We start from the raw sequence: 14,223 nt of genomic DNA, 5'->3' as shown, positions 1-14,223 counted from the left end.
TGATGAACTCAAGCGGTGAAAAAAAACGTCCCTTCTAGAAGAGACGTTTCTTTCATCCGTTTTGTTGCCGGTAGCCGCCCATCATCTTCTTTCGGCGAAGCTTATCTCTTCGGCTGCTCATTACGCGGAGCCGGTTTTTCAATTGATTCTCCCACTCGATGTCGTCGAGCTGTTTCGCCACGCGCAGCAAATCGAGCGCCATGTCGATTTGATTCGTAACGAGCTCAAGCGGATCCTCGTTCTCGTGGCTTACGCAATTTTCAAATAAATAATCACGCGATTGCGTGTCGGAATATTCATCGAAATCGACTTCGCTCGCACCGTCGCCATGCGCATATTCGGCCAAAATCTCGTATTCGTCTTCTACAAGATGATGGACTTCGATACGGTGACATACCGGGCAAAACAAAATGGGTACATTGTGAATTTGCGTACGAAGGTGCCGCAGCGTTCCTTTCGTACCTACCATACTAGCACCGCAGCAAAAGCTCATGCGCATATCCCCTTTCAAACCGCGTTACTCTTTTCTTATTCGCGGCGTCCTTGTACAATTCCTTTTTCCTCGGACAAGCAGTTTTTAGCAGCCTTAAATTTCTTGAATATGCCAAGTCCGATACGCATAAATGTGAAACATTAATAACTAAAATGGAGTGAGCCGCTAATGCAATCCGTTTCGCTTGATCACAAACAGATCGCATTCGTCACCTTCGATCCGAGCATCGATGCGTTAATCATTCATTTCCATAAAGGGGACTACCGGTCCATCTCCCCCGTGCTGTCGGAAGAATTCGAGACGCTCGCGGCCGCCGACAACAAAGTCGACGTCCTTTGCAAACTAATCGCCGGACGCAACGGTTGGCCCGCGTGAGAAATGTGTACACTGATAATGCGTGTCCGTATAATTATCGATATACTTAATAAAGAAAGAAAAGTTTCTTTTCGAAAGCTTATACTTTCTGGCATTATTAAAAGGATCGGATAGGACGTGGTGCAGTGCCAAGACATCTGGTGACGGGCAACGGCAAAATGCTTATCAATCTCGACCGGAACTGTTACATTAGAGACTTGTATTATCCATATGTCGGACAATTGAATCATGTGAGCGGATACCATTGCCGGGTCGGAGTTTGGGTCGAAGGCCAGTTCGCGTGGCTCGGCGACGACGAGTGGGAACGAACGCTTGCCTACGAAGAAGACTCTCTCGTGACGCGGGTGAGCGCCTTTCACCCCCGGCTTGGAATAACGCTAAACATAAACGACGGCGTCCATCAGCGGGAAAATATCTTTATTCGCCGTTTCACGGTGGAGAACGGAAGCGACAGGGAACGGGAAGTGCGCCTGTTCTTCCATCAAGATCTCGTCATCAGTGAAACGGAAGTCGGCGATACCGCAGCCTACTATCCTGCGAATCATACAGTGTTCCACTATAAAAGAGACCGCTATTTTATGTTTGACGGCACATCCGGTCAAGAAGGCATTTATCAATATACTACAGGCGTTAAGAGATTTCATCAAGCCGAAGGAACTTGGAAAGATGCGGAGGACGGCCATCTGATGGGCAATCCGATTGCCCAAGGCTCGGTGGACAGTACGATTTCTTTCCGGCTGTTCGTTGAGCCGGGCGGCTCCCGGACGATGTACTATTGGATGACCGCCGGCGAAAATTTGGAAGAAGTAAAGAAGTTGAACACATATGTGAGAGAAAGCGGCGCGGGCAACTTGCTCGACCGCACGAAAATATATTGGCAGCGGTGGGTGACGAAACAGGAGCGCGATTTCGCGAACTTAAGCGACGAAGTCGTGAAGATGTACAAACAGAGCCTCCTTATCGTCCGCACGCAAATCGACGAGCACGGCGCGATCATAGCGGCGAACGACACCGATATTCTAAATTACAACCGGGACCATTACAGCTATATGTGGCCTCGCGACGGAGCCCTCGTCGCCTACGCAATGTCCATGGCGGGATATCAGGGCATGATCGTTCCTTTTTTTCACTTTTGCGCGAAAGCGATCACGGACGAGGGATACTTGCTTCACAAATATAACCCGGACGGCACGGTCGGCTCCTCATGGCACCCTTATTTAAACCAAGGGCAACAGCAGCTGCCGATTCAAGAGGACGAGACCGGTCTCGTTTTGTTCACGCTATGGCAAGATTACGCCAAGCACGGAGTCATTGAGCTTCCCCAATCGCTATACCCGAACTTGATCAGAAAAGCCGCGAGATTCCTTTATACATATGTCGATCCGGAGCTGCAGCTGCCGATGCCGAGCTATGATTTGTGGGAGGAACGGTACGGTATATATACGTTCACCGCATCGGCCGTTTACGGCGGCATGATCGCGGCGGCAAACTTCGCCCGGCTGTTCGGCGACGATAGGCGCTGCGCCCGTTACGAGCAGGCGGCGCTCCGCATCAAGAACGGCATTCTAAAGCATCTATGGGATGAGGAAGCCGGGCGCTTCGCGCGCGGACTGTACCGCAAAGACGGACGTTGGCATAAAGATATGACGTTGGAAAGCAGCGTGTACGGGATTTTCGAATTCGGCGTTTTGCCGGCTTCGGACGAGCGGGTCGCGAAGACGATGAATGCGATTAAAGAAGGCCTGTCGATTAAGACGCCGGTTGGCGGTATTGCCCGATATTTTCAGGACTACTATTTCCAACGATCGGCGGATTTGTCGGCGGTCCCCGGCAATCCTTGGATTATATGCACGCTGTGGATGGCGGAATATGAGATTGAAACAGCGGCGTCGCTTGACGAGCTGAGATCTCCCCGTGAAACATTAAATTGGGTCGTTCGTCACGCGTTGGAGAGCGGTATTTTATCCGAACAGCTTGATCCGTTCGACGGCAGTCCGGTTTCGGTCGCGCCGTTGACCTGGTCGCATGCGACGTTCGTGCTGACGGTGTTGAAATATCTCGATAAATACGAGAAGTTGACGAGACATGTTTATACATAACGAAAAGCCGGGCGAGGTGCACCTCGCCCGGCTTGCCGGTTATTACCCTGGAATTAACAATACTATTCGCCGTATGTTTCCTTATATTTGTCGGCGGACCACAGTTTGTTTAACTCGTCGGCGTTTTCAATCTCCACAACGATCATCCATCCGTCGCCATAAGGAGATTCATTGATTTTTTCCGGCGCATCGTTCAAGCCGTCGTTCACTTTGACCACTTTGCCTGTGACAGGCGCATACAGCTCGGATACGGTTTTTACCGATTCGACGCTGCCGAACGGATCACCGAACGTGATGGTATCGCCTACTTGGGGCAGCTCGACGAAGACGATGTCCCCCAGCTCGCTCTGCGCAAAATCGGTAATTCCGACCGTCGCTTGACTGCCTTCGGTCTTCACCCATTCGTGCTCTTCGCTATAACGCAACTCTGCAGGTACGTTCACAATATCGCGCCTCCTTCTATCATAATCAGCCGAGAGGATTCCCACTTCTATAAGTGTTGAGATGAATCGGCTTTTCTTGAATTTACCCGAAAAATAGTGTTGATGTTGTGGGTAAAAATTACAGTGGGAGTATTCATGTATGGAAGGTCAAGCGCTAAGCCTGAGTCCCTTCGCTCGTTCCCAAGATCTTATGCAATCGCTGCTCGACCATGCTTAATCCCTTCTCTCCGGCTTGGAAGTGCCGCAGCTGGGAATTGCCGTCGAACAAGTAGTACGCCGGCACATATTCGTTCTGGAACGCGTCGGTTACGGCATGCTCGTTGTCAATGATGACCGGATGCTCGAGGTTGTATTGCTTGATTGCATCCTTAACGGCGCCGATGTCCGTATCCGCTTCCGAACGCGGCATATGTACGCCGATGACCTGAAGATTGTACTGCTGTTCGTACTTCTTCCGCCATTCATTGATGAGCGGCAAACCCTCCTTGCACATATGGCAGCTTATCGCCCAAAAGTGAATAAGAACCGGTTTGCCGGCGAGATCCGCCTTGGATGCTTCTCCGTTCACCCATTCGGATACTCCTTGAAACTCCGGCAATTCCGTTCTAAGCCTCATCGGCATATGCGTCACCCCTGTTCAAGAGTTAATTTTGTACCATATTATGCCGAAAATCAAGTGAAAAAAACCCTCCGCCCGGCTCGGCTTGAAGCCGCCGTACGGAGGGTCCGTATTCGCGATGGCTCTTACTTTGCAACGAGGGTTTTTTGGCCCGGCTTCCAGTTCGCCGGACAAAGTCCGCCGGATTGAAGCGCCTGGAGCACGCGGATCGTTTCTTCCACGCTGCGGCCCACATCGTTGTGCGTTACGACTTGATACTTCAATTCGCCTTCCGGATCGATGATGAACAGACCGCGGAACGCGATGCCTTCGTTCTCGTCAAGCACGCCGTAATCGCGGGCCACCGTCTTGTTGATGTCGGACGCGATCGGGTAGTTCAATTGGCCGAGACCGTTCTGGTCGCGCGGCGTGTTGATCCATGCGCGGTGAGAGAACTTGCTGTCTGTGCTGCAGCCGAGTATTTCGCAATCCAAGTCCTGGAATTGATCGTATGCTTCGCTCAGAGCGATGATTTCCGTCGGGCAGACGAAAGTGAAATCAAGAGGATAGAAGAAAAACACGAGCCACTTGCCTTTGTAGTCGGACAAAGAAACTTTGCCGAAGTCTTTCCCGTTGCCTAGTGCCGTCTCCATCGTAAATTCCGGAGCTTTCTTGCCAACCAAACGTTCTGCCATGGTTTTACCTCCTATACCTTCATCGCTTATGTATTTTCCCCTTTGTACTTCCCACGATTTTCATATTATCACCAGAAATTAGTGAAGTCAAAAAAGCACACCCCGATCCCGTCAGGATCGAAATGTGCTTCGAAAAATCAAACCGGTTCTTATTTGGTCATTGCCGCTACAATGAGATCGCCCATGGCGGACGTGCCGATCGCAGTCTCATTCTCCGTGGCAATGTCGCCGGTGCGATGCCCTGCGTCGAGCACGTTCTTCACCGCTTTCTCGATAGCGGCAGCGGCATCCTCCCATCCGAAGGAGAGGCGGAACATGAGCGCGACGGACAAAATCGTCGCAATCGGGTTCGCGATGCCTTTGCTGGCGATGTCGGGTGCGGAGCCATGCACAGGCTCATACAGACCCAGGCTTCCTTCGCCGAGCGAAGCGGAGGAGAGCATGCCGATCGAGCCGGTAAGCATCGCGGCTTCGTCGGACAGGATGTCGCCGAACATGTTCTCCGTAACGATAACGTCGAAGCTCGTCGGGCGGCGAAGCAGCTGCATCGCGCAGTTGTCGACGAGAACGTGCTCAAGCTCGACCCCGGGGTAATCGGCGGCGATCCGGTTCACCGTTTCGCGCCATAGACGGGACGTCTCAAGCACGTTCGCCTTGTCGACGGAGGCAAGCTTCTTGCCTCGCTTCAATGCGATTTCGAACGCTTGGCGCACGATGCGCTCCACTTCCATCACGCTGTACACGCACGTATCGACGGCCTCTTGTCCGTTCGCGCCCTCTCGGCGGAATTTCTCCCCGAAGTAGATGCCTCCGGTCAGCTCGCGCACAACGATCAAGTCGGTGCCTTGCAGTACTTCCCGCTTAATGGTGGAAGCGTCGATCAGGCAGTCGAACACAACGGCGGGACGGATGTTGGAAAATAGGCCGAGCGCCTTGCGGATGCCGAGAAGTCCGGTTTCCGGGCGCAGTTCCTTCGGATTGTTGTCCCATTTCGGTCCGCCGACCGCACCGAGCAGCACAGCGTCCGCGCTTTGGCACATGGCGAGGGTGTCGTCAGGCAGCGGCGTTCCGCGCTCGTCGATCGCGATTCCGCCGAACAGGCCGTGCTCGAGCTCGAACTGATAACCGAACAGCTCTTCGGATTTGCGTATGACCTTGATCGCTTCCGCCACCACTTCCGGTCCGATGCCGTCGCCGGCGATTACCGCGATCTTTTTCTTATTCGTCATGTTGGTGTCTCCTTCGCTTAAATTACTTATTATCCTTCTTTGTAACACAAATCCCGTTATTTGAGAAGAATATGAATCCTATTAACTCTATAGACGGTGCCTATGGTGGCCGAGAAAAAATAGCCGCCGAACCATCCATCGGACAGCTCAGCGGCTACATCTTTTATTAATTTCGGATTAAATAATCGAATGCTCCTAACGCCGCAGTAGCGCCTGACCCCATCGAGATGACGATTTGCTTGTACGGACTGTTGGTGCAGTCGCCGGCGGCAAACACCCCGGGTATGCTCGTTGCACCGTGGCTGTCTACGACAATCTCGCCGAAGCGAGTTCGTTCAACCGTATCGGCTAGCCAATCGGTATTGGGTACGAGACCGATTTGGACAAACACGCCTTGCAATTCGATATGATGCTCCGAACCTGTTTCACGATCAACGCAGGTGATGCCGTCGACCTTGTCGGTGCCGGTAATTTCCTTCGTTTGAACGTTCTTGAGAACCGTTACATTCGGCAGACTGTAAAGACGCTTCTGGAGTACGGCGTCGGCTTTCAGCTCCGGCATAAACTCGAGAACGGTGACATGCTTGACAATGCCCGCGAGGTCGATGGCCGCCTCAACGCCGGAGTTCCCGCCGCCGATCACCGCAACGTCTTTTCCTGTAAATAAAGGGCCGTCGCAATGAGGGCAGTACGCAACGCCTTTGTTCTTGAACTCGATTTCGCCGGGCACGCCCACATTGCGCCAGCGTGCACCCGTTGAAATAATGACGGTTTTGCTCTTAAGAACAGCACCGCTTTCCAGTTCGACTTCAATCAGATCCTTCTTCTCCAGACGCTTGGCGCGCTGTAATTTCATCACATCGACGCCGTACTGCTTCACATGCTCTTCAAGACTTGCCACCAGCTTCGGACCTTCGGTATATTTCACGCTGATGAAGTTCTCAATGCCCAGCGTATCCATCACTTGTCCGCCGAAGCGTTCGGCGACAATGCCTGTGCGAATTCCTTTGCGCGCTGCATAGATAGCCGCGCTTGCGCCTGCGGGGCCGCCCCCGACGATAAGCACATCGTACGGATCTTTATTCGTAAGCTCCGAAACATCCGGTCCGCTGCCGATCTTCGCAAGAATCTCTTCAATCGTCATCCGGCCGCTGCCGAAAAATTCTCTGTTCAGGAAAACCGTAGGAACGGCCATCACTTCTCTGCTTTCCGCCTCATCTTTGAACGCCGCACCGTCAATCATCGTATGTGTAATGCCCGGATTGAGGATGCTCATCAAGTTCAGCGCCTGCACGACGTCGGGACAGTTGTGGCAGGTAAGGCTGATAAACGATTCGAAATGATATTCGCCGCTTATGCCTTTAATTTGATCGATTACACTCTGGTCCACCTTCGGCGCTCTTCCGCTAACCTGCAGCAAAGCTAAAACCAATGAGGTGAACTCATGTCCGAGCGGAACACCGGCGAAAGTTACGCCGGTATCTTCGCCCACGCGATTCACGCTAAAGCTCGGCGTTCTCGGCAATTGCGTTCTCTCGACGGAGATCCTGGACGACATGCCGGCGATTTCATCCGCCAGCGCCAGCATGTCGTTGGATACGGCGTCAGTGCCCGCGCTTACTTTGAGCACCACATCGCCTTCCAAGAGTTGAAGATACTGCTCTAGTTGCGCCTTAATATCTGCGTCGAGCACCATCTGTCGCTCCCTTAAATCTTTCCTACGAGATCAAGGCTCGGCTTCAGCGTTGCGGCGCCTTCCTGCCATTTCGCCGGGCAAACTTCACCCGGATTGTTGCGGACATACTGTGCCGCCTTGATCTTGTTGACAAGAATGCTTGCATCGCGGCCGATGCCGCCGGCGTTAATTTCAACGGCTTGGATGACGCCGTCGGGATCGATGATAAAAGTACCGCGGTCTGCAAGACCCGACTCTTCGTTCAGCACTTCGAAATTGCGGGAGATCGTGTGCGAAGGATCGCCGATCATTACGTAGGTAATTTTCCCGATCGTTTCGGAGGTGTCGTGCCATGCTTTATGTGTAAAATGGGTGTCCGTAGAAACGGAATACACTTCAACGCCAAGTCCCTTCAGGGCCTCGTATTGGTTTTGCAGATCTTCGAGTTCCGTCGGACACACGAACGTAAAGTCCGCCGGATAGAAGCAAACTACGCTCCACTTCCCTTTGAAGTCGACTTCGGTAACCTCGACAAACTTCCCGTTGTGGTACGCTTGAGTTTTAAACGGCAGCACTTCTTTTCCAATCAAAGACATACAAATTTTCCTCCTTAGTGTGGTTAAAATATTAATGGGGTTAAATTAGAATTACTCTAAAATAATTATAATTATTATATAATGAGTTTATTTTGTCAAGAAGCAGATTCATATATCCGGAAAAAAGTTAGCGCTTCAGTATAAACTGTGAACCGCAGCATCTACTTGCTCGACTTGTGCGCACACTCTCCCCCGGCTTCAGAACGTCCGATTTTCAGTCCTCGCCTCTCCCCGGCCTCATGTTTCTTAACCTCTTGCGCACATTATCCCATTGGCTCATACATTGAATATTTATCCCTATTATATATTAATGCAGTGGAATCTTCACTGCGTTTCGGACGCAATCCCCGCTATTTCCGAACAGCGGGGATATTGCGGGCTTATCTGAACCATGGGTATAGCGCAAGCAAGGAGTTCGAAAGGGGATACCCCCTTTCATAACGAAACGTTGTCGCGTCGGTCGGCGCCGGAGCGGCGTTTGTCCGCGATCCAACGCGCCGTTGCCGGACGCTTCAGACTCATCCCGACTGCATAGTTTAATGCCTTGAGGCTGCGGTCATATTGTTGACGGCGCTGAAAAGAGCTTTGACGGAAGAGGTCATAATATCCGCGTCCACTCCGGAGCCCCAGTGCTCCTTACCGTTCGCGTCGGTAATCCCGATATAGGAGATGGCTTGGGAACCGGAGCCGATTTCCAAGGCATGCTCGTTATATATTAAATTCGTAAACGAAACGCCCAAATTCGTTTGAAGCGCGTTGCTGATGGCATCCAATCTTCCGTTGCCGTTCCCCGCGAGTTCCTTGACCTCGCCGTCGATCCGAACCGTCACCATTGTCCGATAGTCGTCGCTCTTTTCGAAATGGTATCTGAGGAAGGAGATCGGTTCATTCACATTAACAAACGCTTCCTTGAAGATCGTGAAAATATCTTCCGGCAGCAGCTCCTTCTGCATTTTGTCGGACGCATCCTTCACTCGATAACCGAACGTTTCGCGCATGCGGGCCGGCAGGTCGAGTCCGTACTTCTGCTGAAGGACGTACGCGACGCCTCCCTTGCCGGATTGGCTGTTGATGCGAATGATGTCTCCTTCGTACTCCCGGCCGATATCCATTGGATCGATCGGCAAGTAAGGCACACTCCAATGAGGAGGATTTTGCTCCTCCCGCCACTTCATGCCCTTCGCGATAGCATCCTGATGGGAACCGGAGAACGCCGTAAATACCAGCTCTCCTCCGTAAGGATGACGCTCGCCGACCCGCATTCTAGTCAATCGTTCGTAAACTTTCAAAATCTCGGGCAGATTGTGGAAATTCAGCTTTGGATCAACCCCGTGCGAGTACATGTTGAGGGCAAGTGTGACGATATCTACATTCCCGGTGCGCTCGCCGTTGCCGAACAACGTGCCCTCTACCCGTTGCCCCCCTGCGAGCATGCCGAGCTCCGCGTCCGACACGCCCGTGCCCCGGTCGTTATGCGGATGAAGGGACAAAATGACGCTGTCCCGATAGCGCAAGTTCTCGCTCATGAACTCGATCTGGCTGGCGTACACATGCGGCATCGACATCTGCACCGTCGACGGCAGGTTGATGATCACCTTGTTGTCCGGCGTCGGCCGCCATACGTCGAGCACCGCGTTGCAAATCTCGAGCGCGAAATCGATCTCGGTGCCTGTAAAGCTTTCCGGAGAATACTGGAATTGGAAATTCCCTTCGGTTTCGGACGCGCATTCCAGGAACAGCTTCGCACCTTCCACGGCGATATCGATAATCTCCTGCTTCGTCTTGCGGAACACCTGTTCGCGCTGGGCTAAGGAAGTGGAGTTATAGAGGTGAACGACCGCTCGCTTGGCGCCTTGGAGCGATTCGAACGTTTTTCGAATAATATGCTCTCTGGATTGGGTCAAAACTTGAATGGTGACGTCGTCCGGGATGAGATGTTGTTCGATCAACGTCCGAAGGAACGTAAATTCCGTTTCCGAAGCGGCCGGGAACCCGACCTCGATTTCCTTAAACCCGATGTCGACAAGCATCCGGAAGTACTCCAGCTTCTCTTCCAGATTCATCGGCACGATAAGGGCTTGATTGCCGTCCCGGAGGTCGACGCTGCACCAAATCGGCGCTTCGGTAATATACTCTTTCTGCGCCCACTTCAAGTGCTGTTTGGGAGGCATAAAGTATCCTCTGGCATATTTCTCTGCGTTTTTCATTGGGTTTCCCTTCCTTTCACATTCCGGATCATTAAAAAAGTCTTCCGCCTCCTATAACAAGGAGACGAAAGACTTATCATCTTACGCGGTACCACTCCGACTTCATATCCGCAGGGGGATATGCGCTCAGCGGATCAGGACGAAACTATCCTGCATCCTCCTGTACATAACGGTCAGGCTCCGGCTCCGCCTACTTCGAACGCGTTCAGCGGGCAACTCCGAGGCGAGTTCGGACGATTCCCGCAGCTGCTTCACACCGTCCAGCAGCTCTCTGAGCGCAAGAAACCTCTTACTGGTCCTCTTCAACGTATTTCATTTTTTTTTGATAACTATAGAATGTATAAGTTGTCACGAAGTGAACAGCAATTCTATAGTTGCAAGAAAAACTTCAGCTTAAGGACGTACCCTCTTCTTTGAATGTACTTCGATAAAAGTTTTTCTTATTTTACTTCATAGGATGCAGCGTTGCAAGCGTCCAATCACTTCTTGATCCAAGCCATCATCTCGCGAAGCTGGCGTCCGACTTGCTCGATTTGGTGCTCCGATTCGCGGCGGCGCGTCGCAGTCATGAACGCTTTGTTCGACTGGTTCTCAAGTATGAAGTCGCGCGCGAAACGCCCGGATTGGATGTCGTCGAGAACGCGCTTCATCTCTTTCTTCGTTTCTTCCGTTACGATGCGGGGACCCGTTACATAATCGCCGTACTCAGCCGTGTTCGAGATGGAGTCGCGCATCGTTGCGAGGCCGCCTTCGTAGATGAGGTCGACGATCAGCTTAAGCTCGTGCAAGCACTCGAAATATGCCATTTCCGGCGCGTATCCGGCTTCCACCAACGTTTCGAAACCGGCTTTGATCAAATACGACACGCCGCCGCAAAGTACCGCCTGCTCGCCGAAGAGGTCGGTTTCCGTCTCTTCTTTGAAGGATGTTTCGATGACGCCCGCGCGGGTGCAGCCGATGCCTTTCGCGTAAGCGAGGCCGATGTCGTGAGCTTTGCCGGTAGCGTCTTGATGAATCGCGATCAAGCCCGGAACGCCGAAGCCTTCCACATACACGCGGCGGACAAGGTGACCCGGCGACTTCGGAGCGACGAGAAGCACGTCAATGTCGCTCTTGGGCACGATCTGGCCGAAATGAATGTTGAAGCCGTGAGAGAACAGAAGCGCTGCGCCGCTCTTTATGTTCGGTGCGATTTCCTCGTTGTACACTTTCGCTTGCGTCTCGTCCGGCATCAATATTTGGATGACGTCCGCTTGGCGCGTCGCCTCGGCTACTTCCAAAACTTTGAAGCCGTCGTTTTCCGCCTTTTGCCACGATTTGCCCTTGCGAAGACCGATCACGACGTTCACTCCGCTGTCGCGAAGGTTTTGCGCTTGCGCGTGGCCTTGGCTGCCGTATCCGATAACCGCAACCGTTTTTCCTTTCAATACGCCTAAATCCGCATCATTTTCGTAAAACATTGTTACCGCCATGTGTATGATTCCTCCTTGGATATATAACTGCTTTATTTTTGAAAGACCCGAAAATGGGGTCGAATTCACAACAACGACGTTCTTGCGCTACACACCCCGCGCCATCGCTGTCACGCCTGTGCGCGACAGCTGGACAATTCCGTACGGCTTCATCAGCTCGACGATCGCGTCGATTTTCGCCGTGTCCCCAATAGCCTGTACGATCAGCGTGCTGGGCGAAATGTCCACCACGCTCGCCCGGAACGTATCGACGACGCCTAAAATTTCCGGACGCGCGGTCGGTTCCGCATGAACTTTAATCAAAGCGACTTCACGGGACACCATCGGATTGGCGCTCAGGTCGACCACTTTAATGACGTCGATGAGCTTGTACAGCTGCTTTTGAATTTGCTCCACCGTCGAGTCGTCGCCCGTCGTCACGATAATCATCCGGGAGAGTCCCGGTTCTTCCGAGACCCCCACCGTAATGCTTTCGATATTGAATCCGCGCCGGCCGAACAAGCCCGATACCCGCTGCAGGACGCCGGGCTGGTCGTTGACAAGAACGGAGATCGTATGCCGTGTACTCATTCGTCATCCCCCATTAACATTTCGTGGATGGCCGTGCCCGCTTGAACCATCGGGAATACATTCTCATCCCGGCGAACTACGAATTCGACGAGGACCGGACCCGGATGCGCCATCGCTTCCGCCCATGCGCGGCGCGACTCTTCTTTGTTGGTTGCGCGCAGCCCCTTGACCCCGTACGCTTCCGCAAGCTTGACAAAGTCCGGGCTTCCCGCCAGGTCGATGTGGCTGAACCGTTCGCCGTGAATAATTTCCTGCCATTGGCGAACCATGCCGAGCACCTGATTGTTAATGACGACGATTTTTACGGGAATATTATGAATGGCGCATACCGCCAACTCTTGCGAGCACATCTGCATGCCGCCGTCTCCGTTGATCGAAACGACGAGCTCGTTCGGGTGGGCGACTTGAACGCCGATCGCCGACGGGAAACCGAAGCCCATCGTTCCCAAGCCGCCGGAAGAAATCCATCTGCGCGGCTTGTTGAACCTGTAGTACTGCGCGGCCCACATCTGATGCTGGCCGACGTCGGTCGTTACAAATGCGTCGCCCCGCGTTGTTTCGTTAATCAATTCAATAACCCATTGCGGTTTCAACTCGGTATCCGAATCTTTGTACCGCAGCGGCTGCTCTTGCTTCCATTTCTGGATTTGCGTGATCCAATCCTTGGACTTCGCCGGCTTCGCCTTCTGATTGGCGATTTCCAACACCGCCTTGATGTCGCCCACGCACGGGATCGCCGTCGGGACGTTCTTGCCGATTTCCGCCGGGTCGACGTCGATGTGCGCGATCTTGGCGTGCGGCGCGAATTCGGACACCTTCATCGTCACCCTGTCGTCGAAACGCGCGCCGATGCTGATCAACAGATCGCAGCTTTGCAGCGCCGTGTTCGCCGTCCATGTGCCGTGCATGCCCGGCATGCCCATCCAGAGCTCGTGTCCGCTCGGGAAACCGCCGAGTCCGAGCAGCGTTGTCGTTACCGGAATTTGCGTCTTGTTTACGAATTCGAGCAGCTCTTCTTGCGCCCCGGAGTACACGACCCCGCCCCCGGCCAATATGACCGGCCGCTCCGCTTCCTCGATCGCCTGCAGAAGCTTATTGACCTGCCCCTTGTTCGGCATCACGGTAGGATTGTAGCCGCGAATGCTCACCTCTTTAGGGTAGTGGAACTCCGTCAAGTGCGCCGAAACATCCTTCGGAATGTCGACCAGCACCGGCCCCTTGCGGCCCGTGGACGCAATGTGGAACGCTTCGCGAATGGTGCGGGCCAAATCCCGCACGTCTCTCACCAAATAGCTATGCTTCGTAATCGGCATCGTGATGCCGGTAATGTCCGCTTCCTGAAAGGCGTCCGTACCGATCGCCGTAGTGGCGACGTTGCCGGTAATAACGACCAGCGGCACCGAGTCCATATATGCGGTTGCGATGCCCGTCACGAGGTTCGTCGCTCCGGGACCCGAAGTTGCGATACAGACGCCTACTTTGCCGGTCGAACGGGCGTATCCGTCCGCCGCATGGATGGCCCCCTGCTCGTGCCGCGTGAGTAAATGCTTGAAATCGGGATTGCCGTGCATCGCGTCGTAAATGAATAACACCGCGCCGCCCGGGTATCCGAAGACGCACTCGACACCTTCCAGCAACAAGGAACGAAGCAAAATTTCCGACCCGGATATGCGGTCGGGTTTCAACAGACGGCTGCGCAGCTCTTCACTATCCAGTTTCGCGGCACTGAGTTGTTGTACGCTCACAAGATGACCCTCCATTCGTGGATATA

General features: G+C 53.2%; 13 protein-coding genes and 1 other annotated feature. Of the genes, 2 read left to right on the top strand and 11 right to left on the bottom strand.

The features are described from left to right. Window positions 1-52: 52 nt before the first annotated feature. Complete coding sequence (locus tag JET16_RS08950) at window positions 53-493, bottom strand: hypothetical protein (protein ID WP_199615486.1); 441 nt, start codon at window positions 491-493, stop codon at window positions 53-55. 168 nt (window positions 494-661) lie between these two features. Between JET16_RS08950 and JET16_RS08945 the strand changes: the two genes are divergently transcribed. Both JET16_RS08945 and JET16_RS08940 read left to right on the top strand, forming a co-directional pair. Further along, window positions 662-868 (top strand): hypothetical protein, encoded by a 207-nt coding sequence (locus JET16_RS08945; protein ID WP_199615485.1) that lies wholly within the window; start codon window positions 662-664, stop codon window positions 866-868. A 125-nt stretch (window positions 869-993) separates the two neighbouring features. Continuing rightward, a complete protein-coding gene (locus JET16_RS08940; RefSeq protein ID WP_199615484.1) occupies window positions 994-2,967 on the top strand; it encodes a glycoside hydrolase family 15 protein in 1,974 nt (657 codons plus the stop codon). Between the two features lie 62 nt (window positions 2,968-3,029). On the opposite strand, the gene gcvH is transcribed toward JET16_RS08940, so the two are convergent. The 10 genes from gcvH to ilvB form a co-directional block, all read right to left on the bottom strand. Further along, the gene (gene gcvH / locus JET16_RS08935) at window positions 3,030-3,410 is read right to left on the bottom strand and encodes a glycine cleavage system protein GcvH (protein WP_199615483.1); all 381 of its coding nucleotides are present in this window, start codon (window positions 3,408-3,410) and stop codon (window positions 3,030-3,032) included. 154 nt (window positions 3,411-3,564) lie between these two features. After that, entirely contained in the window at window positions 3,565-4,026 is a 462-nt protein-coding gene (locus JET16_RS08930) for a redoxin domain-containing protein (RefSeq protein ID WP_199615734.1), read from the bottom strand. A 128-nt stretch (window positions 4,027-4,154) separates the two neighbouring features. Next, window positions 4,155-4,703: a peroxiredoxin gene (locus tag JET16_RS08925; RefSeq protein ID WP_199615482.1), complete on the bottom strand. Its 549-nt coding sequence runs from the start codon at window positions 4,701-4,703 to the stop codon at window positions 4,155-4,157. Window positions 4,704-4,852: 149 nt separating this feature from the next. Next, complete coding sequence (gene leuB, locus JET16_RS08920) at window positions 4,853-5,932, bottom strand: 3-isopropylmalate dehydrogenase (RefSeq protein WP_199615481.1); 1,080 nt, start codon at window positions 5,930-5,932, stop codon at window positions 4,853-4,855. Window positions 5,933-6,098: 166 nt separating this feature from the next. Continuing rightward, entirely contained in the window at window positions 6,099-7,628 is a 1,530-nt protein-coding gene (ahpF, locus tag JET16_RS08915) for an alkyl hydroperoxide reductase subunit F (protein ID WP_199615480.1), read from the bottom strand. An 11-nt stretch (window positions 7,629-7,639) separates the two neighbouring features. Next, window positions 7,640-8,203 carry an alkyl hydroperoxide reductase subunit C gene (gene ahpC / locus JET16_RS08910; RefSeq protein WP_199615479.1) on the bottom strand — a complete coding sequence of 188 codons (564 nt, stop codon included), beginning with the start codon at window positions 8,201-8,203 and terminating at the stop codon, window positions 7,640-7,642. 536 nt (window positions 8,204-8,739) lie between these two features. Then, window positions 8,740-10,410 carry a 2-isopropylmalate synthase gene (gene leuA / locus JET16_RS08905; protein WP_199615478.1) on the bottom strand — a complete coding sequence of 557 codons (1,671 nt, stop codon included), beginning with the start codon at window positions 10,408-10,410 and terminating at the stop codon, window positions 8,740-8,742. A 57-nt stretch (window positions 10,411-10,467) separates the two neighbouring features. After that, window positions 10,468-10,725, bottom strand: a binding site (T-box leader). A gap of 164 nt (window positions 10,726-10,889) precedes the next feature. Beyond that, window positions 10,890-11,882, bottom strand: a complete 993-nt coding sequence (ilvC, locus tag JET16_RS08900) for a ketol-acid reductoisomerase (RefSeq protein WP_199615477.1) — start codon at window positions 11,880-11,882, stop codon at window positions 10,890-10,892. 87 nt (window positions 11,883-11,969) lie between these two features. After that, window positions 11,970-12,452 (bottom strand): acetolactate synthase small subunit, encoded by a 483-nt coding sequence (gene ilvN, locus JET16_RS08895; RefSeq protein WP_199615476.1) that lies wholly within the window; start codon window positions 12,450-12,452, stop codon window positions 11,970-11,972. Further along, window positions 12,449-14,197 carry a biosynthetic-type acetolactate synthase large subunit gene (gene ilvB / locus JET16_RS08890; protein WP_325176653.1) on the bottom strand — a complete coding sequence of 583 codons (1,749 nt, stop codon included), beginning with the start codon at window positions 14,195-14,197 and terminating at the stop codon, window positions 12,449-12,451. The genes ilvN and ilvB overlap by 4 nt, the downstream gene beginning before the upstream one ends. Between the last annotated feature and the right edge of the window lie 26 nt (window positions 14,198-14,223).

The sequence above is a fragment of the Paenibacillus alkalitolerans genome (assembly GCF_016482785.1).
Taxonomy (GTDB): Bacteria; Bacillota; Bacilli; order Paenibacillales; family YIM-B00363; genus Paenibacillus_AE; species Paenibacillus_AE alkalitolerans.
The sequence above is the reverse complement of the archived record's forward strand: the minus strand, read 5'-3'. Positions and strand labels throughout refer to the sequence as shown.